18 protein-coding genes are annotated in these 25292 nt (G+C 62.6%); 5 read left to right on the forward strand and 13 right to left on the reverse strand.

The annotated features are described in order from the left end of the window. The first annotated feature begins 19 nt into the window (after nt 1–19). The 3 genes from ABVQ20_RS12035 to ABVQ20_RS12045 all read left to right on the forward strand — a co-directional run bounded on the left by ABVQ20_RS12035 (nt 20) and on the right by ABVQ20_RS12045 (nt 2580). Complete coding sequence (locus tag ABVQ20_RS12035) at nt 20–664, forward strand: hypothetical protein (protein WP_354459711.1); 645 nt, start codon at nt 20–22, stop codon at nt 662–664. A 119-nt stretch (nt 665–783) separates the two neighbouring features. Beyond that, a complete protein-coding gene (locus ABVQ20_RS12040) occupies nt 784–1674 on the forward strand; it encodes a uracil-DNA glycosylase (RefSeq protein ID WP_354459712.1) in 891 nt (296 codons plus the stop codon). Between the two features lie 93 nt (nt 1675–1767). After that, a complete protein-coding gene (locus tag ABVQ20_RS12045; protein ID WP_354459713.1) occupies nt 1768–2580 on the forward strand; it encodes a helix-turn-helix domain-containing protein in 813 nt (270 codons plus the stop codon). Here ABVQ20_RS12045 and ABVQ20_RS12050 read toward each other — a convergent pair whose 3' ends face one another. Continuing rightward, nucleotides 2581–3558, reverse strand: coding sequence for a DMT family transporter (locus ABVQ20_RS12050; RefSeq protein WP_435528338.1), 978 nt, complete (start codon nt 3556–3558; stop codon nt 2581–2583). A gap of 115 nt (nt 3559–3673) precedes the next feature. After that, entirely contained in the window at nt 3674–5980 is a 2307-nt protein-coding gene (locus ABVQ20_RS12055; RefSeq protein WP_354459714.1) for a xanthine dehydrogenase family protein molybdopterin-binding subunit, read from the reverse strand. Nucleotides 5981–6134: 154 nt separating this feature from the next. On the opposite strand from ABVQ20_RS12055, the gene pepN reads away from it, so the two are divergent. Continuing rightward, the gene (pepN, locus tag ABVQ20_RS12060; protein ID WP_354459715.1) at nt 6135–8780 is read left to right on the forward strand and encodes an aminopeptidase N; all 2646 of its coding nucleotides are present in this window, start codon (nt 6135–6137) and stop codon (nt 8778–8780) included. A 193-nt stretch (nt 8781–8973) separates the two neighbouring features. Next, nucleotides 8974–11295: a PAS domain-containing sensor histidine kinase gene (locus ABVQ20_RS12065; protein ID WP_354459716.1), complete on the forward strand. Its 2322-nt coding sequence runs from the start codon at nt 8974–8976 to the stop codon at nt 11293–11295. A gap of 77 nt (nt 11296–11372) precedes the next feature. Here ABVQ20_RS12065 and ABVQ20_RS12070 read toward each other — a convergent pair whose 3' ends face one another. The 11 genes from ABVQ20_RS12070 to ABVQ20_RS12120 all read right to left on the reverse strand — a co-directional run bounded on the left by ABVQ20_RS12070 (nt 11373) and on the right by ABVQ20_RS12120 (nt 25267). Continuing rightward, complete coding sequence (locus ABVQ20_RS12070; protein WP_354459717.1) at nt 11373–11870, reverse strand: EF-hand domain-containing protein; 498 nt, start codon at nt 11868–11870, stop codon at nt 11373–11375. 35 nt (nt 11871–11905) lie between these two features. Next, nucleotides 11906–14872 carry a bifunctional [glutamine synthetase] adenylyltransferase/[glutamine synthetase]-adenylyl-L-tyrosine phosphorylase gene (locus ABVQ20_RS12075; RefSeq protein ID WP_354459718.1) on the reverse strand — a complete coding sequence of 989 codons (2967 nt, stop codon included), beginning with the start codon at nt 14870–14872 and terminating at the stop codon, nt 11906–11908. Continuing rightward, on the reverse strand, nt 14872–16347 hold the full coding sequence (locus ABVQ20_RS12080; RefSeq protein ID WP_354459719.1) for a sensor histidine kinase: 1476 nt from the start codon (nt 16345–16347) through the stop codon (nt 14872–14874). Before ABVQ20_RS12080 ends, ABVQ20_RS12075 begins: the two co-directional genes overlap by 1 nt. A 1-nt stretch (nt 16348) precedes the next feature. Continuing rightward, the gene (locus tag ABVQ20_RS12085; RefSeq protein WP_227348348.1) at nt 16349–17023 is read right to left on the reverse strand and encodes a response regulator transcription factor; all 675 of its coding nucleotides are present in this window, start codon (nt 17021–17023) and stop codon (nt 16349–16351) included. Nucleotides 17024–17388: 365 nt separating this feature from the next. After that, the gene (locus ABVQ20_RS12090) at nt 17389–18933 is read right to left on the reverse strand and encodes a Do family serine endopeptidase (RefSeq protein ID WP_354459721.1); all 1545 of its coding nucleotides are present in this window, start codon (nt 18931–18933) and stop codon (nt 17389–17391) included. A gap of 124 nt (nt 18934–19057) precedes the next feature. Next, the gene (locus ABVQ20_RS12095; protein WP_354459722.1) at nt 19058–19537 is read right to left on the reverse strand and encodes a cytochrome c-type biogenesis protein; all 480 of its coding nucleotides are present in this window, start codon (nt 19535–19537) and stop codon (nt 19058–19060) included. After that, nucleotides 19534–21522, reverse strand: coding sequence for a heme lyase CcmF/NrfE family subunit (locus ABVQ20_RS12100; protein WP_354459723.1), 1989 nt, complete (start codon nt 21520–21522; stop codon nt 19534–19536). The genes ABVQ20_RS12095 and ABVQ20_RS12100 overlap by 4 nt, the downstream gene beginning before the upstream one ends. Nucleotides 21523–21599: 77 nt before the next feature. Continuing rightward, entirely contained in the window at nt 21600–22043 is a 444-nt protein-coding gene (gene ccmE, locus ABVQ20_RS12105) for a cytochrome c maturation protein CcmE (RefSeq protein ID WP_354459724.1), read from the reverse strand. Nucleotides 22044–22051: 8 nt separating this feature from the next. Continuing rightward, nucleotides 22052–23191: a c-type cytochrome biogenesis protein CcmI gene (ccmI, locus tag ABVQ20_RS12110; RefSeq protein ID WP_354459725.1), complete on the reverse strand. Its 1140-nt coding sequence runs from the start codon at nt 23189–23191 to the stop codon at nt 22052–22054. A 128-nt stretch (nt 23192–23319) separates the two neighbouring features. Beyond that, complete coding sequence (locus ABVQ20_RS12115; protein WP_354459726.1) at nt 23320–23769, reverse strand: RT0821/Lpp0805 family surface protein; 450 nt, start codon at nt 23767–23769, stop codon at nt 23320–23322. Between the two features lie 121 nt (nt 23770–23890). Continuing rightward, nucleotides 23891–25267, reverse strand: coding sequence for an ATP-binding protein (locus ABVQ20_RS12120; protein WP_354462166.1), 1377 nt, complete (start codon nt 25265–25267; stop codon nt 23891–23893). Nucleotides 25268–25292: the final 25 nt, after the last annotated feature.

Here is a 25292-nt window from a genome sequence, read left to right on the forward strand (position 1 = left end):
ATCAGTCATACTTGGTTTCATGCGCATTCCCGAGCCATTCGGCTTTTCGTCTACGCGCTTTCTCTTTTCAGCAGGCCAGATCTGCCGAATGGCATTTCTGGCCCCTTTGCTGTTGGCTGTGCTTCCAACGCCAGCAAGCGGGCAAACGGTCTGGACGACCGGAGCCTACTCTTTCTCCGATGAACTTGGCGGCTTCCACATTACCGGTGCCTCGGGCAGCGGGAGCAAGGACGATCCGTTCGTTATTACCGAAGAGCTCAATTCGGCGACAGCGGTGACGCTGACCATCCGTGCCGTGGAACCGATCCAACCGTTCGGCACGCCTGGCGAGTTTGCCACCGGCCTGCTTTATATGCGCATAGACGTGCTCAACAATGGCGGCCAGGGATGGATCGAGTTCCAGTTCGAATTGCAGGCGATCCTCGGCCAACCCAGCGTGTTTGGCGACGGGCTGTCCTTCGACCAGGCCAACAAGACGCCTACCAACATCTGGTCCAGCAGCTTCGCCGATTACGACCGCGAGATGGAGCCTTATGACCGCCTGCTGTTCCGCAACGGCAAGATCGACCCGCTCAAGACCGCGACCTTCGACTTCCTGATCACGGACTACGCGCCGAAATGGCGGTTCTATCTTGTGCAGGAACCGCGCATACCGTCGACGTAGAGATTCGCGTCAGTGGGCGACATGAATTTAATGGTGCATGTCGTCATCCCAAAACCGCTGCGCACTTTGGGCGACATGCACAACTTGCAAATTGGCGCCATGCGGACGATTGTGAAACCATGACTGCCGCTTCCCAGAACAACCTGCCGGACCTGCGCGACCTGCTGGCCTTTTATGCCAGCGCCGGTGTCGACGACGCGCTCGAAGATGCTCCTGTAAACAGGTTTGCCGAGACCGCAGCCAGACCGCAACCACAGGCGAGAGGCGAAGCCACGCCCCAGCAGGCGCAGGTCGACGGCGCGGCGAAACTGCAGCCTCCCACCTTTACGCGCGGCGGGAGCGACGAGCGGCCGAAAGCGCCACCCGTTTCCCAGCCCTCTGCCACGGCAACGGTTCCCGACGAGGCGCAAGCGGCATTGGCGCGCCAGTTGGCGTCGACGGCAACGACGCTGGACGAGCTTCGTCAGAGGATGGCTGAGTTCGATGGCTGCAATCTCAAATTCACCGCCAAGAACCTGGTGTTCGCCGACGGCAATCCCGACGCATTCATCATGCTGGTCGGCGAGGCGCCCGGTAGGGACGAGGACATTGAAGGCTTGCCCTTTGTCGGCCGCTCCGGACGCCTGCTCGACCGCATGCTTGCCGCAATCGGGCTCGACCGTACGTCGGCCTACATTGCCAACGTCATTCCCTGGCGGCCGCCGGGCAACCGCACACCAACGCCGCATGAGACCGAGATCTGCCGGCCGTTCATCGAACGACAGATCGAGCTGGTCAATCCGAAGGTGCTGGTCAATCTGGGCGGCCCTTCGGCAAAGACGTTGCTCAATACGACCGAGGGCATACTGAGACTGCGCGGCAACTGGCGGGTCCACACGACGGTTTCTGGCACCGCCATACCAGCGATGCCGACATTGCATCCGGCCTATCTCCTGAGAACGCCGGCGCACAAGAAACTGGCGTGGCGGGATTTTCTCGAAGTGAAGGCGAAGTTGCGCGCGATTGGATGAAGGCGGGCGTCCTTTCCTTCTCCCAGGGCAAGGGACGGATCCATAACCTCCCAGGTAATTGAAATGCTGTCGCCGCCAGCCTAGGCATGCGCCATGACAACAGCACAGATTTCCGCCGGAACCCTCATTCGTGAATGGCGCACGCGCCGGCGGATGAGCCAACTCGACCTCGCCATGGAAGCGGATATCTCGCAGCGACATCTGAGTTTCGTCGAGAGCGGCCGGGCAGCGCCCTCGCGCGACATGGTGCTGCATCTGGCCGAGCAGCTGTCGATTCCTCTCCGGCAACGCAACCAATTGCTGCTGGCGGCAGGCTTCGCGCCTAGCTTTGGCGAACGATCCCTTACCGATGCCTCGCTGGCGCCGGCGATGGCGGCTGTCGAGATCGTGCTTAAAGGGCATGAGCCCTTCCCGGCGCTGGCGGTGGACCGGCACTGGAATCTGGTTTCGGCCAACACCGCGCTCGCTCCCTTCCTGACGGGTGTCGCCGACGTCTCCTTGCTGACGCCGCCGGTCAACGTGCTTCGTCTCAGCCTGCACCCCGGTGGCATCGCGCCGCGCATCGTCAACCTCGCGGAATGGCGGGCGCATCTGCTCGAGCGGCTGAAGCACCAGAACGATGCCTCCGGCGACCCGGTGCTGGTCGAACTCGAGCAGGAGCTGCAAACTTATCCGTCAGGCTTGAAAGGCAGCCGGCCGACACCGGTCGAGCCGAGCGCGATCGTGCATCCGCTGCGACTGGCGCATGGCGATCGCGTGCTATCCTTCATCAGCACCATTACCGTGTTCGGCACGCCGCTGGACGTGACGTTGTCGGAACTGGCAATCGAATCCTTTTTCCCGGCCGACGAGCAGACACGGACGGTGCTGGTGCGGATGGCGAAGGAGCGGGCAGAAACGTCCTGATTACCCCTCCGGCAGGGCGGCCTTTCGCGTGCGGGTGCGTTCCAGGCCGAGCTGGCGCTCGCGCCAGATGATGAAGAGGCCGGCAGCGACGACGATCACACCACCGATCAGTGTGTTGATGCTGGCGACATCGCCAAAGACCAGATAGCCGACGACGACACCGAGGATCATCGATGTGTATTCGAAGGGCGCCACGACCGATGCTTCCGCATGGCGATAGGCAGCAGTCATCAGGATCTGGCCGAGACCGCCGCAAAAGCCGGCGGTGACCAAGAGGCCTGCCTGCAGTGGCGTAAGCACCTGCCAGCCGAAAGGCAGCGACAAGAGTGACATGACGCTGGCGGTCACCGAAAACCACAGCACGATGGTCGCGGTACGCTCGCTCTGCACGAGATTGCGGACCAGCAGCATGGCGATGGCCGAGATAGCCGCCGCGACCAGGGCGGCCGCGACGCCGAGCACTTCCTGGTCGTCGAGCGCCTCGTCGGAAGTCAGCAGGGTCAGTTCCGGCCACGAGATGATGAGCACGCCGACCAGGCCGACCGCGACCGCGCTCCATCGGTAGACTCGAATGGCTTCGCCGAGGAAGATCGAGCTGAACACGACCACCAGCAGCGGCTGCGCGTAGTTCAGTGTAATCGCCTCCGGCAGCGGCAGGCGGGTCAGCGCGAAGAATGTGAGCCCCATGGCGCAGACACCAACGAGACCACGGGCAATGTGGTTCAGGGGCCGCTTGGTCGTGAAGGCGGTGGCGAGCTTTCCCTTGAAGGCCAGGAAGGCGATGATCGGAAAGATGGCGAAGAAAGACCGGAAGAAGACGATCTGCCCCGCCGGCACGATGCCGGCCGCCTTGATGCAGGTCGACATGGCGACGAAAACCGCTACCGACATGACCTTGAGCATGATGCCGGTGAGCGCGTTGTGCCCGACTGCATGATTGCTGGCTGCGACCGCAGGGTTGCCCGGACCGGCTGTCACTTCGAGTCCAACCCATCCCGATACAGTCGGGACGGGACTCTATCTTCTTGTTTGACCATGATCTTTTCCAAAAACCGGTTCCGGTTTTCCGCTGACGCGGGTCTTCGGTTCGGGATCATGGTCTGGCTGCTTCCCTGATCGTCGCCCAGATGCGCGCGGGCGTTGCCGGCATGTCGATATGCTTAACGCCATAGGCACGATAAAGGGCGTCGGTCACCGCGTTCAACGCCGCAGGTGTCGACCCGATCGTGCCGGCCTCACCCGCGCCCTTGATGCCCAGCGCGTTGGTGGTCGACGGGACATTGCGGGTCTCGAAATGGAAGAACGGGAAATTGTCGGCGCGCGGCATGGCATAGTCCATGAAACTCGCCGTCAGAAGCTGTCCGTCCTCGCCGTAGATCGTGTCCTCGGTCAACGCCTGGCCGATGCCCTGAACGACGCCGCCATGCACTTGGCCGGCGAGCAGGACCGGGTTCACCGTAACGCCGAAATCATCAACGATTGTGTAGCGGACAATGTCCGTCGTGCCGGTATCGGGATCGATCTCGACCTCGCAGATATGCGTGCCGTTCGGATAGGTGCATTCGTCCTGGACGAATTCGCCGAAGCCCTTGAGATCGTCCGGGGTCTTCGCGGCCTTGGCGATCGCCGAAAAATCGATGGTACGGTCGGTGCCGACAATGCGGGCAACCCCATCGGACAATTCGATGTCGCCAGCGGAGGCTTCCAGCTCGTCGGCGGCGATGCGCTTGATCTTGTTGGCAAGGTCCTCGCCGGCACGTGACGCCGAAACGCCGCCGAGCGGAATGGAGCGCGAACCGCCGGTGCCGCCGCCAGCCTTCAACTCATCGGTATCGCCCTGTCGGACATGGATCTTATCAATGTCGAGATTGAGCTTTTCCGACAGGAACTGCGCATAGGCGGTCGCATGGCCCTGCCCGTTGGTCTGGGTGCCGATCTTCAACGTCACCGTGCCGTCGCCGTTCAATTCGACGAAGGCAGGCTCGGAGCCTGGAAAGGCACAGGCCTCGATATAGGTCGCCATGCCGATGCCACGGATCTTTCCCCCGGCTTTTGACTGGTCGAGCCGCTTCGGAAACGCCGTCCATTCGGACTTCTCGATGGCGCGATCCATGTGGCCAGCGAATTCACCGTTGTCGTAGAGGCGACCGGTCTGCGTGCGGTAGGGAAACCGCTCGGGCCGAATGAAGTTGCGCCGGCGGATTTCCTCGACCGGAAGGCCGAGATCGTGGGCGCAGGCATCGACCAGCTTTTCCAACAGGAAGGCCGCCTCGGGGCGGCCAGCGCCGCGATAGGCATCGACCGGACAGGTGTTGGTGTAGAGACCGGTCACCGAGACATCCAACGCCTGGATGTCGTAGACGCCGGTCGACATGGTGACGCCGATATAGGGGATGTAGGGGCCATATTGCGAGACATAGGCGCCGATATTGGCGAGAAGGTCCACCTTCATGCCAAGGAAGCGGCCGTCCTTGTCCAGCGCCATCTCGGCGGCCACGACATTGTCGCGGCCTTGTGCGTCGGTGAGGAAGTGCTCCGTGCGGTCGCCCGCCCATTTCACCGGGCGGCCAAGGCGCCGGGCAGCCTCGAGCACCAGCGGGTATTCGCGATAGACGAAGCTCTTTGGCCCGAAACCGCCACCGACATCCGGCGTGATGACGCGCAGCTGGCCCTTCTTGATCTTGAACAGGTCCACCAGGATGGACTGCATGGAATGCACGCCCTGCGACCCGGTGGTCAGCACGAAGCGGTTCTCGGCGGTGTTCCATTCGCCGATCGCCGAGCGCGGCTCCATGTAGTTGCAGACCAGCCGGTTGTTGATGAATTCGATGCGGGTGACATGATCGGCCCGGCCAAACGCCGCGTCGGTCTTGCCCTTGTCGCCCATGTGGTAACTGAAGGCACGGTTGGAGCCGAGTTCTGGCCAGACCAGCGGCGTACCTTCTGCCAGAGCCGTCGCAGTGCCGGATGCAGCGTCCTCGCTGTCGAAATCGACCTCTATCAGTTCTGCCGCATCCTGTGCCAGCGCGCGGCTGTCGGCGACGATGAAGGCTACAGCGTCGCCGACATAGTTGACGCGGTCGCGGCACAGGATCGGAATGTCCCGGGTCGGTGCCCTCGTTCCGTCCGGCTGCTTCTGCATCACGCCGGATTTGAGATCGCCCAGATGGGCGATATCCCTACCCGTCAACACCAGATGGACGCCATCAGCGGCCCTGGCCGCGTCGGTCGAAGCGATCGTGAAAGATCCCTTGGCCACGGGCGAGCGCAACACATAACCATGCAAAACGCCTGTCGGCTGGATATCGTCGGTATAACGGCCCTGGCCCTGGATGAAGGCAGCATCCTCGCGACGCAGCACGGAGGCGCCCATCCCGAATTTCGGCGTGATGACGGTCATGGATGCCTCGCGGGGATGATTGGAGAACGAACGCCTGAAATAGGCATTGCTCTAGTTTTGTCGAGGGGCCGTTTCGTGTAAAGAGCGCGGACTTCGAATTTTTGGACGAACGGCCCGATCCACGGCCATTGGAATCGACAGGAAAACCCACGGAATGCGCACGGACACTGGCCAGGTCTTCAAACTCGAAGACTATCGCCCAAACGACTACCTCATTCCGGAAACCAACCTGACCTTCCGCCTTTCACCGCAAGCCACGCGCGTTATTGCCGTGCTGACAGTCGAACGCCGCGGCGGAGTCTCGGCATCAGCGCCGCTGGTGCTGGACGGGGACGGGCTGACGCTGCTGCGTGTCGAGATCGACGGTCGCCCGCTGGAGCCGGCGGATTATATGGCGACGCCCGATCAATTGACGATCACCACAGTGCCGGCCACGCCGCGTTTCCAGCTCGTCATCGAAACGGAAGTCGCGCCCGCCGGCAACGAAACGCTGATGGGTCTCTATCGGTCCAGCAACGTCTACTGCACGCAATGCGAGGCCGAAGGCTTTCGCCGCATCACCTATTTTCTCGACCGCCCGGATGTCCTTTCCGTCTACACGGTGCGGATCGAAGCCCGGCGCGATGAAGCGCCGCTGCTGCTGTCCAATGGCAACCCGGTCGAAAGCGCCGATCTCACCGACGGTTGGCACTATGCGGTCTGGCACGACCCCTTCCCCAAGCCGTCCTATCTGTTCGCCCTGGTGGCTGGAGATCTCGGCAAGGTCACCGACAGTTTCGTCACCATGTCCGGCCGAAAGGTCGAACTCGGCATCTATGTCGAGCCAGGCAAGGAAATGCTCGCCGGCTACGCCATGGATGCCCTGAAGCGGTCGATGCGATGGGACGAGGAGGCGTTCGGTTGCGAATACGACCTGGGTGTCTTCAACATCGTCGCCGTGTCCGACTTCAACATGGGCGCCATGGAGAACAAGGGCCTCAACATCTTCAACGACAAATATGTTCTGGCCGATCAGGAGACCGCGACCGACGCCGATTTCGCCAACATCGAGGCGATCATCGCGCATGAGTATTTCCACAATTGGACTGGCAACAGAATCACTTGCCGCGACTGGTTCCAGCTTTGCCTCAAGGAAGGGCTGACGGTTTTCCGCGATCACGAATTCTCCGCCGACCAGCGCTCCCGGGCGGTCAAGCGCATCGCCGAAGTGCGCACGCTGAGGGCGCATCAATTTCCCGAGGACCAGGGCCCGCTGGCGCACCCGGTGCGGCCGCGCCGCTACCGCGAGATCAACAATTTCTACACGGCGACGGTCTACGAAAAGGGTTCGGAAGTGGTGCGCATGATCCGCACCATCCTCGGTGACGAGACCTTCCGGGCCGGCATGAACCTCTATTTCGAGCGTCATGATGGCCAGGCGGCGACGATCGAGGATTTCATAAAGGTATTCGAGGACGCTTCCGGCCGCGACCTACAGCAGTTCGCGCTCTGGTATCATCAGGCGGGCACTCCCAACCTGACCGTCAGTTCGACACACAATCCGGGATCGCGGGAATTCACCCTCGAAATCGAGCAATCCGTGCCGCCGACGCCGTCCGAAAGCCGCAAACGGCTGATGCATATTCCCCTCGCCTTCGGCCTGGTCGGTGCCGACGGTGAACCCGTCGCCTACAGCAGCGTGGAAGGCGCGACCGTGGAGAACGGAGTCATCCACATCCGCAAGCGCCGGCATGTCGTGCGCTTCTCGGGTGTTGCCGAGCGGCCCGCCGTATCGCTCAATCGCGGCTTCTCGGCGCCGGTGACACTCTCGGTCGAACAGAAGGCCGACGACCAGTTCTTCCTTGCCGGCCATGACAGCGACGCCTTCTCGCGCTGGCAAGCCTTCAACACAATCTTGACCGACGCGCTGATTGCCGCCTTCCGCCAGATCCTCGGCGGCAAGCCGTCCGTCTTCGCGTCACGGCTTACCGACCTTGCCGGCAAGATCGCCGGTGACGAAACGCTTGAGCCCGCCTACCGGGCACTGGCGCTGGCGCTTCCCAGCGAAGCCGACATCGCCCGTGACATCGGCAAGAACATTGATCCGGACGCTGTTTTCAGGAGCCGTGAAGCGTTGGCGCTGGCGATCGCCACGGCGAACAAGAAGCTATTTTCCGACCTCTACGATCACCTTGTCGACGATGACGCGTTCAGCCCGGATGCGGCGAGCGCCGGCCGACGTGCCCTGCGCAACATCTTGCTCGACTACCTCTCCCTGCTGCCCGCAGGCCGTGAGCTTGCGGCTGATCATTTCCATTCCGCGACCAACATGACGGATCGCGCGGCGGCACTCACTGTGCTCGCGCACCGCCACCATGGTTCGCCGGAGGCGATCAAGGCGCTGGCCGATTTCGAGGCTGTATACGCTGACGATCCGTTGGTCATGGACAAGTGGCTCCAGATCCAGGCCAGCGTGCCGGGTCCGCAAACCGTCGACACTGTTCGCGCCCTCACCCGCCATTCAGCGTTCTCGATGGCCAACCCGAACCGGGTGCGCTCGCTGATCGGCACTTTCTCCAGCGCCAACCAGACCGGTTTCCATCGCGCCGACGGCGACGGCTACCGGTTTTTCACCGAGACGGTGCTGGAAGTCGAGAAGCGCAATCCACAGGTGGCCGCGCGGCTGGCGACGGCGCTCAGGTCGTGGCGTTCGCTCGAACCAGGCCGACAGGCCAAGGCCCGGGAAGCCCTGCTTGCGATTGCAAACGCCGAGAACCTGTCGGCTGATTTGCGCGACATCGTCGAGCGCACGCTGGTTTAGTTCGTCCAGGCTCATTCGAGTAAGGTCGCGGCGGCCGGAAAGACATTATTTTAGTCTATTTTTAATATTTTTTTGCCGCGCCTATGGACAAGGCGAATCACCTTTGATTCTTTAATGGCGATTCGGAAGTGCGGCGTTTGCCGGATCGCCAAGCCTGTAGTCAGGGCATACTGAAAATCGGGGAGAGCCATTTATGGCGAAGGCGGACGCGTGGGGCGCGCCCGGCGGGACAGCTTTTGAGCGGCGTGAGACCCGAAGCGACGGTCTCGCCGGCAACACGCGGCTCATCGCCCAGCCTGCCTACAAAAGGCTGCTTGCAGCGGAGCCGCTTTTGCGCCGATCGATCCCCGCCCTCATCATCATTTTCCTGATCGTCGTCGCGGCGCTCAGGCTGCTGTCGCTCATGAACGAGCGCGACGACGTGGAACGTGACGCCAAGACAATCCTGGCGCTGGCGGCGGGCCAACTTGCCGGCGCGATCGCTGTTGATGCCAACATGGCGCCCGGCATGACGCAGGACCTCCTGGAAAGCACCAGCCGTCAGGCGGCGATGGGCCGAAGCCATGTGCTTGCGATCACCGACAGCAACTTCAAGATCGTTGCGGTGACGCCGCAATCGACACGCTGGGAAGGACGGACGCTTGACAGCCTGGTCCAGGGTGGCCAGCCGCTGTTCATGTTCGGCGATCGCGCCGGGGTCATGGATGTCAGCATCGGCGGAAAGGACTGGTACGCGGCCGTCAGCCTCGCAAATGGCAAGAAGGGCGCCGCGGCAGCGCTTGTTCCGCGGGAAGCGGTCTTCGATACCTGGCGCAAGACAGTGTCGCTGAACGTCACGCTGTTCGTGCTGACGGCGGGCGTACTCATTGTCATCCTCTACGCGTATTTCGGCCAGGCGGCGCGGGCACAGGCCGCCGACCGTATCTATCTCGAGGCCCATCAGCGCATCGACATGGCGCTGGTTCGGGGCCGCTGCGGCCTGTGGGACTGGGACATGGTGCGCGGCAAGATGTACTGGTCGCGCTCGATGTACGACATGCTCGGCTACGAGCCCTGCGACACGATGCTGTCCTTCGGAGAGGTCGACGAGATCATTCACCCCGAGGATGGCGACTTGTTCCAGCTGGCCAACAGGATCGTCTCACGCGAGATCGACCATATCGACCAGGTGTTCCGGATGCGGCACGCCGACGGGCAATGGGTGTGGATGCGCGCAAGGGCGCAGGTCATCGACCCGGAGGCACCGGAAATCCAGTTGATCGGCATCGCCGTCGACGTCACCGAACAACGGCATCTGGCGTTGCGCTCCGAAGCCGCCGACCTTCGCTTGCGCACGGCCATCGAGAACATCAACGAATCCTTCGTGCTGTGGGATTCCACCCAGCGCCTCATCATGTGCAATTCGAAATACCAGAAGGACAACGGGCTGTCGGATCGCGACGTGATGCCCGGTGCCTCGCGCGCCATTCTGGAAGAGCGCATGCTGGCCTTCGCCTCCGAGCGGCGGCTGGCCAATGCCAACGGCCCGCAAGGCGGCGCCACCTTCGAACGGCAACTTGCAGACGGCCGCTGGCTGCAGGTAAACGAATTGCGCACCCGGGACGGCGGCATCGTCTCGGTCGGCTCCGACATCACCCAGATCAAGCTGCACCAGGAGAAGCTGGTGGACAGCGAACGCCGGCTGATGGCAACGATCCACGACCTCAGCCTCGCCCGCAGGGCGGAGGAAGAACGCTCCAGCGAACTGGTCGACCTCAACCGCAAATACATGAAGGAAACCGAGCGCGCGGAGGCGGCGAACCGGGCCAAATCCGAATTCCTCGCCAACATGTCGCACGAGTTGCGCACGCCGCTGAACGCCATCATCGGCTTCTCGGAACTGATGGAGCAAGGCCTGTTCGGACCGCTGGGCTCGGAGCGCTACGAGGAATATGCCACCGACATCAACAGCAGCGGCAAGTACCTGCTGGGCGTGATCAACGACATCCTCGACATGTCGAAGATCGAAGCCGGTCAATTCTCGATGGACCGCGAGGAGATCGATCTTGGGCCGCTGATCAGCGAAACGGTTCGTGTCGTCTCGCTGCAGGCTCAGGAAAAGTCGATTACCGTCGAAACCCGGATCGCCGATGCGATCACGCTGTTCGCCGATCGCCGGGCGATCAAGCAGATCGTCATCAATCTTCTGTCCAACGCCGTGAAATTCACCGGCCAGGGCGGGCACATATCGGTCAGGGCCCGCAACACCTCAGGGGCGCTGATCCTGACGATCGAGGACAATGGCTGCGGCATTCCCAAGGAGGCGCTCAGCAAGCTCGGGCGCCCGTTCGAGCAGGTGCAGAACCAGTTCTCCAAGAGCCATGCGGGATCGGGCCTTGGCCTCGCCATCTCGCGCTCGTTGGCCGAGCTTCAGGGTGGTGCCCTGAAGATCCGCTCGACGCAAGGCGTCGGCACGATCGTCTCGGTTCGCATTCCGGTTACAAAGGCGACATCGCAAATCAAAGTTGCCGCCTGAACGCCCAGAAGCCTATGTTGGGAATGCGGCCCCGGCGGTCGGCGCCGCCGGAACCTGTTCAGGTTCATGGACCATGATTACTGCATGCTGCTGTCGTCGTCGTTATCGCTACCGCCTCCTTGACCATGCTGGCCAATGCGACCGGGCAGTTCGCTCTTTTCGATTTTGCCATCATTGTTGCGATCAAGCATGGCAAACACCTTCTTTTCGCGCGCGGTAATGTCATCGGCCGTCAGCGTGCCATCGCCCTTGGCGTCATAGCGGGCAATGATACGCTTCGCCATCTGCTCGAAGCGCGCCTTCTCCAGCGCGTCGGCGAGCTGCTCCACCGTAAGCTTGCCGCCATTGTCCGCGACCATTTTCTTAAGACGGCTATCCATGGCATCCGAGAACTGATCGAAGGTGATGGTGCCGTTAGAGTCCTTCATGACCTTGTTGAGGCGCATCGTCATGCCATCGCGACCGTCCCCACGGGAACTCTCGTCTGCGTATGCGGCGGTGCCGATGGCTCCGGCCAGGGCGATGAAGGCGAATGCGAGTTTTGTTGTCTTTCTCACGATATTCTCCTGTTGCATCGTTCACCCCCGATGCTGTCCGAAACAACCAGTCATCACCGTCGTTTCGTGCGAAGCAAAAGGTCAAAGTCCTTCCTGACCGTTCGCGACGTCTCTTTGAGATGCGCTTCAAGCACACCGAAATCCGGCAGGTCGGTCACCGCCAGGAGCAGATCCGAAAGTCCCGGCGGAACGTCGTTCCGCTCAAACACACCGGTAAGGCAGAGCCTCGTCATCTGGGTCAGCGCCAGATAGAGCGCATAGGCATCGCCAAGTTCCTGCCGGACCCCGGCATCGGCGAAGTCAGGCGCCAGACGGGACAGAATCTCGGCGGTACCGGTGGCGCGCGGCAGGGCTTCGACCTGCCCGGCGATCACGGCCACCTGGGCGATGAATTCGAGATCGATCAAGCCTCCGGGGATCAGCTTGATGTCCCAGAGATCACGCGGCGGCTTCTCCTTCTCGATCATGGCGCGCATGTCGGAGGCCTCGGCCATCACCTTGGCGGTGTCGCGCGGCAGGGCAAGCACTGCCGCCACCTCGGCTTCGACTTCGCTGCACAGGGCAGGATCGCCGCCAATCGCGCGCGCTCGCGACAGAGCCATATGCTCCCACGTCCAGGCCTCCTGGCGCTGGTATTTCTTGAAGGCATCGACATGCGTGGCCACCGGCCCCTTGTTGCCGGATGGCCGCAAGCGAAGATCGAGTTCGTAGAGCACACCTTCCGCGGTCGGCGCGGATACGGCTGATATCAGCCGCTGCGTCATGCGGGTGTAGTAGTGCGAAGGCGCCAAAGGCTTGTCGCCGTCGGATTCCTCTGCGTCTTCATCGTGATCGTAGAGCAGGATGAGGTCGACATCCGATCCAGCGGTCAACTCGCGGCTGCCAAGCTTGCCCATGCCGAGCAGCGAAACCCTACCGCCAGCAATCTTGCCGTGGCGTGACGCGAATTCGGCCGTCACCGCCTGCAAAGCCGCCTCGATGGTGAGATCGGCCAGATCGGAAAAGGCGCGCCCGGCCCGCGCCGGATCGATCGACCCTGCCAGGAGCCGAACACCGATCAGGAATTTCTGTTCCGATGCGAAGATGCGCAAACGGTCGAGCACATCCTCATAGGCCCTGTCGCCTTCGACAAAGGCGGAAAGCCGGGCCGACAGATAGGCACGATCCGGCAATTCGGTCAGCAGGGCCGGATCAAGCAGGCCGTCGAAAACATGGGGGCGGCGCGTGATGATAGCGGCGAGCCGTGGTGCCGCGCCCATGATCGTCGCCAGCAGCTTCAGCAAGGCCGGATTGGACTGAAGCAGGGAAAACAGCTGGATGCCCGCGGGCAGACCGGCGAGGAACTCGTCGAAGCGCATCAACGCTTCGTCCGCGCGGCGCGTCTGCCCGAAGGACTGCAGCAGCGCCGGGGTCAGTTCCGTCAGCCGTTCGCGTGCCTCCGCCGACTGGGTGACGCGATAGCGGCCGAAATGCCAGCCACGGATGACGCGACAGATGTCGCTTGGCCGCTGGAAGCCAAGGCCGTGCAAGGTCCGCAACGTGTCGGGATCGTCGACATCGCCGGTGAAGACCAGATTGCCGACGCCCGCAGAAAGCTCTGGCGCGGTTTCAAAGAGCGCCGCGTAGTGGCGTTCTACCTGGTGCAGCGAGGCACGAAATGCCTCGGCAAAGGTCGCCGCACTGGCAAAGCCCAGCATTCGCGCGATGCGCTCGAGCCCCGCATCGTCCTCGGGCAGCATGTGCGTCTGCTCGTCGGCAACCATCTGGACGGCGTGCTCGACGCGACGCAGGAACCAGTATTGCCGGGCCAGCGCGTCGCGTGCCTCCGTGGTGATCCAGCCGCGCGCGGCAAGCTGGCCGAGCATCGGCACGGTTTCCCGCCCCCGCAGTTCGGGGAAACGACCACCAGCGATCAGTTGCTGGGTCTGGACGAAGAACTCGATCTCGCGGATGCCGCCTCGGCCAAGCTTGACGTTGTGGCCCTTCACCGCGATCTCGCCATGGCCCTTGTGGGCATGGATCTGGCGCTTGATGGAGTGAACGTCGGCAATCGCCGCGTAGTCCATGTACTTGCGCCAGATATAGGGCTGGAGTTCCCTGAGGAAGGCGGCACCCGCCGCCAGGTCGCCGGCCACGGGACGCGCCTTGATCATGGCGGCGCGTTCCCAGTTCTGGCCGCGCGCCTCGTAATAGCGAAGCGCCGCCTCGACGGGGATCGCCAGCGGCGTCGAACCGGGATCCGGGCGAAGCCGCAGATCGGTCCGGAAAACATAGCCGTGCTCAGTGCGGTCCTGAAGAATACGGACCAGCCGGCGGGTCAGGCGCGAAAACAGTTCCGTCGCGTCGAGAGGATCGATGACGGCGGGCACGTCCGGATCAAAGAAAACCACCAGGTCTATGTCGGAGGAGAAATTCAGCTCATGCGCGCCGAGCTTGCCCATGCCGAGCAGAATCCAGCCCGATTGCCGCGACGGGTTTTCGGGATCGGGCAACTTCAGCTTGCCTTGCCCGTGCGCATCGCGAAGCAGGAAATCGACGGCGGCGCGGGTGCAGGCATCGGCGAGATCGCTGAGGCGCCGCACGGTCAATGAGGTCTCGGCCACGCCGGCGAGATCGTCCAGGGCAATCAGGAAATGCGCCTCGGACTTCAGCCGCCGCAGTTCCATCATCAGCCCCGATTCCGAGACCGGCTCCGCGCGCGGCGCCCTATCGATCTCGGCGCCGATGGAAATCAGCCGGGCATCGACCGTCTGATCGAAAAGCGCTTCGAGGATTTGCGGGCGGCGGCGCGCCGTGTCGCGCAGGAAAGGCGACAGGTCGAACACCGCCGCAAGGAATTCCTGGCTGGCGCCCTTGCCGGCCAGGAATTTCGCCAGCCTGGAAAGCTCCTCTTCCCGTGCGGCCGAGGCGATCTCCGACAATTCCTGTCTGGCACGGCCTGCGTCAAGCGGCGCCAGTTTTGCCACTGGCTGCAAAAGCCAGCCGGTTTCGACACGATCCGCAACATTACCTGCCGTCATCAGTGATCCCCCCGCTCGGGAAAACTCATGATCACGGATAGTCCGGGATTGCCAGGCAGAAGATCAAGCTGGCCGTTGTGGAACTTCATGATCGCCTTGGCGAGGCTCAAGCCCAGGCCCGAGCCTGGCTGCGAGCGGCTTTTTTCCAGCCGCACGAAACGCTCGGTCGCGCGAGCACGGTCGGCATCGTCTGGGATGCCATGGCCATTGTCGGCGACCGAGAGCTTGATCTGGTGGTCGGCGCGCTCAAGCGTGACGACCACTCTTGGCTTATCCGTCGCATCGGTCGAATATTTGATGGCGTTGTCAACGATGTTGGAGAGAGCCTGGCCAATCAGTTCACGGTTGCCACCAATGATGAAATTGCCTTGGACAGCTGTTTCGAGCGACACGCAGGCTTCCTCGGCCACCGGCTCGTAGAGTTCAACGACGTCTCGCACGGCCTCGACCAGATCGACCTTGCTGGTGCTTTCGGACGAATAGCCCGCCTCCAGCCGCGAGATCATCAGGATGGCATTGAAGGTTTTGATCAACTGGTCGGATTCAGTGATCGTGCCTTCCAGCGCCTGACGATAGGCGGCGGTGTTGTGCTTGCCGGACAGCGTTGCCTCGGCGCGATTGCGCAGCCGCGTGAGCGGCGTCTTCAGATCATGGGCGATGTTGTCGGAGACCTGCTTCAGCCCCTCGTTGAGCGTGGCGATCCTGGCCAGCATGGAATTGAGGTTTTCGGAGAGCCGGTCGAACTCGTCGCCGGCACCCGTCACGGGCAGCCGGCCGGACAGGTCGCCACCCATGATGCGGCGGCTCGCCTCCGAGACGCTGTCGATGCGCTTCAGGGCCGCGTGTCCGACGAAGAACCAGATCAGCAGCCCGCCAAGCCCCATCATGCCGAGAGCCAGCATCAGCGAACGTTTAATGACGGCGCGGAAACGCTCGGGCTCGCCGAGGTCACGGCCGACCAGCATGATCATCTGGTTCGGCAGCCGCAACACAAGTGCAATGGCGTTGTGACCCTTCTCGCCTTCGGGCTGGGCAACCGCATCACCAGACTGAGGGGTGGCCGGATCAGATGCACCGGAGCGCTGCCGGTCGAGTTCACCTTCGCCGAACCGGCGGTAGGAGAATGGTTCGGTTGTCCAGCCCTCGGTATCGATCACCCCCGGCTCCAGGCTCTGCACATTTCCCGTCAGGATCTGGCCGTTGGCGTCGGCGATCAGATAGAGATTGGCGCCGGGCTGGCGCGATCGCTGTTCCACCACGCGCACCAGGATGGGCAGGCCGCCGCGCTGGTAGGCCCGGGCGAGACCGAGAACCTCGTCGTTGATGGTGTCCTGGGTCTGCGCGGTCAGCATGCGCGCTGACAGCGAGGTCATGTAGAAGACCAGCAGGACCGCGCAGAGCGCGAAGAGCAGCAGGTACAGCGCCGAAAGCCGCGCCGCCGTCGTCTTCATGATAGCCGGCACGGAAAGAGCCATGCTAGCCGCTCTTGAGCATATAACCGGCGCCGCGAACCGTGTGCAGGATGGCTTTGTCAAAACCCTTTTCGATCTTGCCCCGCAGCCGCGAAACATGAACGTCGATGACGTTGGTCTGCGGATCGAAATGATAGTCCCAGACATTTTCGAGCAGCATCGTGCGCGTCACCACCTGGCCGGCATGGCGCATCAGATATTCGAGCAGACGGAATTCACGCGGCTGCAGCGTGATCTCGCGCGACGCACGGCGCACCGAATGGGAAAGCCTGTCGAGTTCGAGATCGCCAACCCGATAGACGGTCTCGGACTCCTTGGCGCTGGCACGGCGGTTCAGCACCTCGACGCGAGCGAGGAGTTCGGAAAAGGCATAGGGCTTGGTCAGATAGTCGTCGCCGCCAGCACGCAGACCGGTCACCCGGTCATCGACCTCGCCAAGCGCCGACAGGATCAGCACGGGCGTGGTGTTGCCCCTGGACCTCAGGCCGGCGATGACGGACAGACCATCGCGGCGCGGCATCATCCGGTCGATGACCATCACATCATAGTCACCGGAATCGGCGAGCGCAAAACCGGTTTCGCCGTCGCCGGCGACATGTGCCGTGTGGCCGGCCTCGGTGAAGGCTTTCTGGAGATAATCGGCCGCCTCGCGGTCATCTTCTATAACGAGAATCTTCATAGAGCCGTTATACGCGATTTCGCTGGAAGGTTGAGTGGCCGGCACGTGCATTGTGGCCTTCTCCAATACGCATCGCGACTAAATTGATCAGGCGATGGCCATAAATCTTTTCTTTGAACGTCGTTGCGTCAAAATCACCCGGCGATCCCGGGCGGCATGCTTGTACTGAGCATGGCGTAGCCGTTCGGCACTTTCCAAGAACAGCGCCAGTTCAGCCCTGAAATTACGCGGCAGCGGGCGATGGGGGCCCGCTGCCGCCGGGGGGAACACGATGACTGACTAAAGTGTTGCGGCCCCGTGCTTTCCCGTGCGGCGGCTCGGGGGTGTTTGAAACCGCCGCACGGGAAAAGTCTGCAACCCTGTTTTCAACCCTTGCCGACAGGCAGGGCGACGAAGCGGTTGTTGTCGTCGCGGGTGATCTGCATCAGCACCGCCTTGCGCCCGGATTTCACCGCATCGGCCATGGCCTTGGAAACGTCGTCGGTGGTGGTCACCGCCGCTGAGTTCACCGCGGTGATGACATCGCCCGGCTGGATGCCACGATCGGCGGCATCGCTGTCGGGATCGACATCGGTCACCACAAGTCCCTTGCCGTTGTCGGACTTGGTAACGGTGAGGCCGAGGTCGGCAAGCGTATCAGGCTTTGCCGGAGCCGCCGGCTGCTGATCGGCCGAAGCCTGCTTGTCGGTGTTTGGCAGTTTGCCGAGATCGATCTTGATCGACTGGGCCTTGCCATCGCGCCAGACAGTGACGCCGACCGACTTGCCGGGCGCATAAGCGCCGATCAGGCGGGCGAGTTCCTTCGGCGAGGCAACATCCTTGCCGTCCACCTGGGTGATCACGTCACCAGCAACGATGCCGCCCTTCTTGCCGGGACCATCATCCTGGGCGCTCGAAACCAGCGCACCCTTCTGCGATTTCAACCCGAGCGACTCGGCGATGTCGGAGGTGACCGGCTGAATTTCGACGCCGAGCCAGCCGCGCTGCACCGAACCGTTCTTCATCAGGTCCTGCACGACCTCCTTTGCCGTGGAGGCAGGAATGTCGAAGGCGATGCCGACGCTGCCGCCCGAGGGCGAGAAGATGGCGGTGTTGATGCCGACGACCTGGCCGTTGAGGTTGAAGGTCGGGCCGCCCGAATTGCCACGGTTCACGGAGGCATCGATCTGAAGGAAGTCGTCATAGGGACCAGCGCCAATGTCGCGGCCACGTGCCGAAACGATGCCGGCGGTGACCGTACCGCCGAGGCCGAACGGGTTGCCGACAGCCACGACCCAGTCGCCGACGCGAACCTTGGAGTCATCGGCAAAGTCGACATAGGTGAACTTGCTGCTACCGTCGACCTTCAGCACGGCAAGATCGGTACGCGGGTCGGTGCCGACGAGCTTAGCGTCGAGTTCCTTGCCGTCATTCATCACGACGGTGAAGGCCGAACCTTCCGAGACGACATGGTTGTTGGTGACGAGATAGCCATCATCGGAGATGAAGAAGCCTGAACCCTGCGCCACCGGGCGGGGCTGGTCGTTGCTGTGGTCGCGATGTCCGAAGCGACGGTTGCCGCCCTGGCCACCCTGATCACCGAAGCCGCGGAATTCCTTGAAGAACCGACGAAGCTGCGGGTTGTCAGGAAGGTTGTTGAAGCCATCCTGGTCAGACTGATCGGAGCTGTCGTCTGCCGTCTGATCGATCTTGGCCTTGACCTTGACGCTGACAACGGCGGGCGACACGCGCTCCACGATATCGGCGAAACCCGGAACCTGTGGCGCGTCGACACGCACAGCATCGGCCAGTACCGGGACGGTTCCACTGGTCAACGCGCCAACGCCGACCGCGCCGACAACTGCGAGGGACGCAGCGGCGGTCATCAGACGTTTGCGGGTGCGGGAATATGAATTGGGGGCAATATTCATTTGTCTCGTATCCTCTTTCAAGGGACGCGCTTTAAATGGCGTCCTCATGGGCAAGAGAATTAGAGAGCCGCACATTACAGCGCCATTTCCGACGCATGAAACTTTCGTAATGTTTGGAGCGATTTCAGTCCCGACGCAAAATAGTGTCGAGCGCCGCCTGTTCTTCTGTGGTCAATGACTTCGTCCCTGTCGAACGACGGGATCGGGCGGTCAACGCAATGAAAAGGCCTCCGGCCAGCAGAAGGATAATCGGAGCACCCCACAGAAGGGCGGTGCGCGGCTCGAAGCGCGGCTTCAGCAACACGAATTCGCCGTAGCGGGAGACGATGTAATCCATCACCTGCTGGTCGGTGTCGCCGGCAACGATTCGCTGGCGGACGAGAACACGCAGATCGCGGGCAAGGTCGGCGTCGGATTCGTCGATCGACTGGTTCTGGCAGACCATGCAGCGCAGGCCTTCCGAAAGCGCCCTCGCCCTGGCCTCCAACCCAGGATCCGCCAGCACCTCATCCGGCTTCACGGCCTGTGCCACGCCGGAAAACAACAGCGTCAGCAGCAGGACCAGAGACGCCAGCGAAAACGTGCTTGCGGTGGCGCGGTTCATGACGGGCTCGGCGAGGGAGCGGTACGCGCCTGCTTGCGGCGGGCGGGCGCACCGACGCGCAGGCGACGGTCCATCAGCGACATGGCGGCACCCGCCATCATCACCAATGCTCCGCCCCAGATCAGCGTCACCAGCGGCTTCCACCAGATACGGACAACGACCGCGCCGTCATTCCCCTCGTCGCCGAGCGAAATGTAAAGCTGGCTGAAGCCCATCGTCGTGATGCCCGATTCCGTCGTTGTCATCTGGCGGACCGGGTAGAAGCGTTTGGCCGAACTGATTTCGCCAACCGCGCTGCCACCGACACCGATGATTTCGAACCGGCCCCGATCCTCGCTGAAATTGGGGCCCTGGGCCGGATGAAGGCCGACGAAGCGAAGCGTATGGCCTGACAGCTCCACGGTTTCACCGGGATGCATGGACAGGATCTTCTCGGTGCCGAAGCAGAGCGTGCCGACAATGCCGAGCGTGGTCAGTCCAAGGCCGAGATGAGCGAGTGCCGTGCCGAAGACCGAGCGCGGCAAGCCAAGGAAGCGCCTGAGCGCGACACGCGCCCCGACATTGCCGATCCCCGACTTGATGGCGAGATCCGTGAGAGCGCCAAAGACCAGCCAGAAGGCCAGCCCGGCGCCAAGAGCCGCGAACACCGACGACCCATCGATGAACAACGCCGTCACCAGCGTTGCCAGAAGTGCGGCCGCGAAGGCCGCCATCAGGCGCTGGGCCACGCCAAAAATGTCGCCGCGTTTCCAGGCAAGCAGCGGCCCGAAGGGCACCATGACCAGCAAGGGCACCATCAGCGGCCCGAACGTCAGGTTGAAGAACGGTGCGCCGACCGAAATCTTGTCGGACGAGAAGGCTTCGACGGCCAGCGGGTAGAGCGTGCCGATGAGCACTGTCGCCGTGGCCGTCGTGAGGAACAGATTGTTGAGGACCAGCGCGCCTTCGCGTGAGATCGGATGAAAGAGGCCGCCGGACGTCAGGCGGGAGGCGCGAAACGCAAACAATGCCAGCGACCCGCCGATGAACAGCGTCAATATGCCGAGGATGAACACGCCGCGCGTCGGATCGGTGGCGAAGGCATGGACGGATGTCAGCACGCCGGAGCGCACCAGGAAGGTGCCGAGCAGCGACAGGGAGAAGGTGAGGATCGCCAGCAACAGCGTCCAAATCTTCAGGGCCGAGCGTTTCTCCATGACGATCGCCGAATGGAGCAGCGCCGTGCCCGCCAGCCATGGCATGAACGAGGCGTTCTCGACCGGATCCCAGAACCAGAAGCCGCCCCAGCCAAGCTCGTAATAGGCCCAGTAGGAGCCCATGGCGATGCCGCCGGTCAGGAACATCCAGGCGACCAATGTCCATGGCCGGACCCAGCGCGCCCAGGAGGCGTCGATGCGACCTTCGATGAGTGCCGCCACCGAGAAGGAAAAGCAGATCGAGAAGCCGACATAGCCGAGATAGAGCAGCGGCGGATGAATGGCGAGGCCGAGATCCTGCAGGATGGGATTGAGGTCGCGGCCCTCGATGGGCGCCGGGTTCAACCGGGTGAAGGGATTGGATGTCGCCAGGATAAACAGGAAGAAGGCAGCGCCGATCGCACCCTGCACCGCCAGCACATTGGCGCGAAGCGTGGCTGGAAGATTGGTGCCGAAAGCAGCGACGAGCGCGCCGAAGAAGGTCAGGATCAGCACCCAAAGCAGCATCGAGCCTTCATGATTGCCCCAGGTGCCGGTGATCTTGTAGATCAACGGCTGCAGCGAATGCGAATTTTCCCAGACGCTCGCCACCGAGAAATCGGAGCGGGCATAGGCGGTCGCCAGCGCGACGAAAGACAGCGCGGTCAAGGCGAACCCGGTCACCGCGACCGGACCGCCAACGGCCATCATGCGCTGGTTGTTGGTCCGCGCGCCAAACATCGGCACCACGGTCTGCACAAGCGCCAGCGCAAAGGCCAGGACCAGCGCGAAATGTCCGGTTTCAACCATTGTGGCGGCACCCGCTTGATTCCGGTTTTGCGGCAAGGTCTTGCCGCAAAACCGTGAAGGACTTCTGCGGAACTTGGCTAATCACTCTTGCTTTCCTCCCACACACCCTTGGCCTTGAGGCTATCCGCCACTTCCTTGGGCATGTAGTTTTCGTCATGTTTGGCCAGCACGCTGTCGGCGACGAACACGCCGTCCGGGCCGAACGAGCCTTCGGTGATCACGCCTTGGCCTTCGCGGAACAGGTCGGGAAGAATGCCGGTGTAGGTCACTTTGACATCTTTCTGCTTGTCGGTCACCGAAAAGGCCACCGTCGTGCCCTGCCCGCGCTGCAGCGTCCCCTTCTCGACGAGGCCACCAAGCCTGATGCGCTGGCCGGGTTGCAGGCTGGCGGTGGTCAGATCGGCGGGCATGTAGAAATAGGACGCCTTCTGGCCAAGCGCATAGAATGTCAGCCCGGTGGCAGCGCCCAGGAAGGCCAGTCCGCCCGCGATCACCGACAATCTTTTCTGCTTGCGCGTCATGGCAGGCCCTACTCCGTCGCCGTCAGGCCAAGCGAGGCGGCAAAGGCGGTGAATTTCTTGGCTTCATCGCTATCGGCCCCAAAGACGGCAATGGCGCGACCCAGCGCGTCACGCGCCTGATCGGCCTTGCCAAGCACGACATAGGAACGAACCAGCCGCATCCATCCTTCCGGATCGCGCGGATTTTGCCGAAGTTTTTCATCGAGCCCGGCGACCATGGTGTTGATCATGGCCTCCCTGTCTTGCGGCGACATCGACGACGAGGCGTCGACATCCCCGGCTGTCGGACCTTTCTCGACCTGCCCGGACGCAACACTTCGCTTGGCCGACTCGGCCAGCGCCTGCTCGACGGCGCCGCGCCAGGGCGAGTCCTGCGGCAACGCGGCAAGCATGCGCTGCCAGGCGGACGTCGCCTCGCCGTAGCGGCCCTCTTGGGCCAGCGCCATCGCAAGGTAGAAGGATGCCTTGGGATTTGCCGGATCAAGCTTCAGGGCTGCCTCAAAAGCATCCTGGGCGTCCGCCGACACAATACCGCCCCCGGCATTGGCAATCGCCTCGCCCAGACCTGTCTGGCGAACGGCGCTGTCACCATCGAGCCGGATGGCGTTGCGGTAGGCTGTCGCCGCCTCGGGAAAGCGCTGCAGGCGCAGATAGATGGGTGCCAGTACATCCCAGCCCCGGCCGTCGGATGGATTGGCGGCAAGGTGAGCCTCGGCGCGCGCCACCAGTTCGTCGACGGAACTGTCGGCGGGATTCTTGGCCAGCCGCTCACTGAGCGGCTGTGACGGCAGGTCGGGTGACCCGATCTTGCTATACAGGCCCCAGCTGAGGACCGGAACCATCAGAACCGCCGTGGCGGCGACAAGTCGGGTCGTCTTTGAAGCCCGATGGGCGACCGGTCTTGCCGCTGTGTCACCACCGCCGAGGCGAATGATGCGGCGCGCGATTTCGGCGCGCGCCTCTTCGGCCTCCGTCGGCTGGATCAGGCCACGCGCCGCGTCGCGATCAAGTTCGGCCAGCTGGTCGCGATAGACTTCAAGATCATGCTCGCTGCTGGATGACGCGCCATTCGACCTGCCGGCCAGCGGCAGCAGCACGGCCAGGCTTGCACCCAGCGTGAGGACGGCGGCTATGACCCAGAACAGCATGTTTCATCCAATAGCGGCAGAGCCCCGCTCTGCCAACACAAGCGTCCTGCGACGCTTTGACGGCAGGCGTCCGCCGCGGCTCCCGATCGACATCAACCGAACCGGATCCCGCAGGATCCAACCGGGTATCACGTAAGAGGTGTCCAGCTGCCATTGGCGTTGCGGCACGCGGTTCCGCGCGCGGTCACGCCCGTGGTGCTGGCACCGGTAAAGACCGTCTGCGTGTACTGCCTGCAGTCCTGCGAGCCGACGCGGTATGGCTGCGCGGGCACGACCTCACCATAGCGGGTCGGCTGATCGCCCTTCCACGTCACCTTCTGGCCGCTCGCGGTGTATTCCAAGGCCTTGTATTCGGCCTCAAGCGCGCTGCGCTTCTCGGTGTCGCTCAGGCCGGTGCCGATCGACCCGCCGACAAGGCCGCCATCCATGGCGGAAATGATTGTCGAGGTCAGCTTGCCGCCAGCAGGCGGTTTGCCGGCAGCCGGCGGCAGCATAGCCACACCGGGCCCCTTGCTGCCTGTGGTGGTGCAGCCGGATACGGCGAGCAGTGCGGAAAAGAGCGCGACGCGAATCTTCATGCCAACAACCGGTTATCTTGAACTTGAAGAGGATGAGCTGGGGGCCGCGTCATCGAGAGACTGACGTGGCCATAGTATTGATATTTGTCGGAAATTTGGCCGTAGCCGGCCGGGGTGAACATCACTGAAGGCTCCGCAATCGAACCACCACCTTCAATCCGCCCATGCCGGACCTCTCCAGAGCCAGGACGCCTCCATACTCGTTGACGAGGTCCGCGACAATGGACAGTCCCAAACCAGTGCCTGGCTTCGTCTCGTCGAGACGTCGTCCTCGCTTCAGCACGTCGCGCGCCTTGTCTTCTGGAATGCCCGGGCCATCGTCCTCGATGCTGATTTCGAACAGGCTGGCCACATCATCCCTGGTCGCAAGAGGCGTCACCGATACCGCGACCGCGCTTCGTGCCCATTTCATAGCGTTCTCAAGAAGATTGCCAAGCAATTCCTCCAGATCCTCTCGTTCGCCGGCGAAGACGATCTCGGCGGCGGGCAGCGAAAGCGACAGGCTGGTTTGCGGATTAAGCTTCTGCAGCACGCGCACCATGCGCTGTACCAGCGGCGTCACCGGTGTGCGGTAGACAACGCTGTCGCGCTGCGCCGCGACGCGAGCCCTCTGCAGATAATGCTCGACCTGCTTTTGCATCGATGTGGCCTGCTCGGCGATAAGCTGACCCTTGGCGCCACCAAGCGCCCGCCCCTCGTTGATGAGCACCGCGAGCGGCGTCTTCAACGAATGCGCGAGATTGCCGACCTGCGTTCGCGATCTTTCGACGATGCGCTTGTTGTTTTCGATAAGCGCATTGGTTTCGTTGGCAAGCGGTTCGATCTCGGCCGGGAACCGACCGTCCAGCCTCTGCGCGGTTCCCTCGCGCACCATGGCGAGCGCATTTCTGACGCGGCGCAAAGGCTGCAGGCCAAGCAGGATGGCCGCCGCGTTGATGGCGATCATGCCGACACCGAACAGCGAGAGATAGGTGAGCAGGCGACGCTGGAAGCTGCCGATTTCCTGTTCGAGTTCGGTCTGGTTGCCCATGACGCGGAAACGGGCAGCCCGGTTTTTCGTATCCAGAACGAATTCGCTCTCGAACACCTGCAATCTCTCGCCGCTTATTCCCTCGGTCGAATAGCTGCGCTGGAAACTTGAGTTGAACGGGACCTCGGCCACACTCGGCGAAGGGATCGTCCTGGTCATCGACGAAGAATGGAGGTCGCCATGCACGCCCTCCGAAGCGGGCTCAACCGACCAGTACCAGCCCGAATTCGGTTCGGAGAACCGAAGATCCCCAAGATCAGGCGCGCCGGTCAGCGCACCGGTGTCGGAAATGCCGACCGAGCCGATCAGGTTGAAGAGGTGAGCCGAAAGCAGGCTGTCGAAACCCCGCTCGTTCGCCTGACGGTAAAGCGTTGTGATGAGCGTGAAGATGACAATGAGGGTGAGGATCGCCCAGACCGTGGAAAAGGCGATCACCCGAAATGCCAGCGAGCGCGGCCAGAAACGCAGCGACAGCGTCCTGGGGGCGGCCGGT

Origin of the sequence: Mesorhizobium shangrilense (assembly GCF_040537815.1) — a bacterium.
Classification (GTDB): domain Bacteria; phylum Pseudomonadota; class Alphaproteobacteria; order Rhizobiales; family Rhizobiaceae; genus Mesorhizobium; species Mesorhizobium shangrilense.

What these genes read in the sequence shown, in the direction of transcription:
- ABVQ20_RS12040 (WP_354459712.1), top strand. Translation starts at nt 784, where the DNA reads ATGACTGCCGCTTCCCAGAACAACCTGCCGGACCTGCGCGACCTGCTG.
- ABVQ20_RS12085 (WP_227348348.1), bottom strand. Translation starts at nt 17,023, where the DNA reads ATGAAGATTCTCGTTATAGAAGATGACCGCGAGGCGGCCGATTATCTC.
- ccmI (WP_354459725.1), bottom strand. Translation starts at nt 23,191, where the DNA reads ATGCTGTTCTGGGTCATAGCCGCCGTCCTCACGCTGGGTGCAAGCCTG.
- ABVQ20_RS12055 (WP_354459714.1), bottom strand. Translation starts at nt 5,980, where the DNA reads ATGACCGTCATCACGCCGAAATTCGGGATGGGCGCCTCCGTGCTGCGT.
- ABVQ20_RS12045 (WP_354459713.1), top strand. Translation starts at nt 1,768, where the DNA reads ATGACAACAGCACAGATTTCCGCCGGAACCCTCATTCGTGAATGGCGC.
- ABVQ20_RS12115 (WP_354459726.1), bottom strand. Translation starts at nt 23,769, where the DNA reads ATGAAGATTCGCGTCGCGCTCTTTTCCGCACTGCTCGCCGTATCCGGC.
- ccmE (WP_354459724.1), bottom strand. Translation starts at nt 22,043, where the DNA reads ATGACGCGCAAGCAGAAAAGATTGTCGGTGATCGCGGGCGGACTGGCC.
- ABVQ20_RS12095 (WP_354459722.1), bottom strand. Translation starts at nt 19,537, where the DNA reads ATGAACCGCGCCACCGCAAGCACGTTTTCGCTGGCGTCTCTGGTCCTG.
- ABVQ20_RS12075 (WP_354459718.1), bottom strand. Translation starts at nt 14,872, where the DNA reads ATGACGGCAGGTAATGTTGCGGATCGTGTCGAAACCGGCTGGCTTTTG.
- ABVQ20_RS12070 (WP_354459717.1), bottom strand. Translation starts at nt 11,870, where the DNA reads ATGCAACAGGAGAATATCGTGAGAAAGACAACAAAACTCGCATTCGCC.
- ABVQ20_RS12100 (WP_354459723.1), bottom strand. Translation starts at nt 21,522, where the DNA reads ATGGTTGAAACCGGACATTTCGCGCTGGTCCTGGCCTTTGCGCTGGCG.
- ABVQ20_RS12065 (WP_354459716.1), top strand. Translation starts at nt 8,974, where the DNA reads ATGGCGAAGGCGGACGCGTGGGGCGCGCCCGGCGGGACAGCTTTTGAG.
- ABVQ20_RS12080 (WP_354459719.1), bottom strand. Translation starts at nt 16,347, where the DNA reads ATGGCTCTTTCCGTGCCGGCTATCATGAAGACGACGGCGGCGCGGCTT.
- ABVQ20_RS12035 (WP_354459711.1), top strand. Translation starts at nt 20, where the DNA reads ATGCGCATTCCCGAGCCATTCGGCTTTTCGTCTACGCGCTTTCTCTTT.
- pepN (WP_354459715.1), top strand. Translation starts at nt 6,135, where the DNA reads ATGCGCACGGACACTGGCCAGGTCTTCAAACTCGAAGACTATCGCCCA.
- ABVQ20_RS12090 (WP_354459721.1), bottom strand. Translation starts at nt 18,933, where the DNA reads ATGAATATTGCCCCCAATTCATATTCCCGCACCCGCAAACGTCTGATG.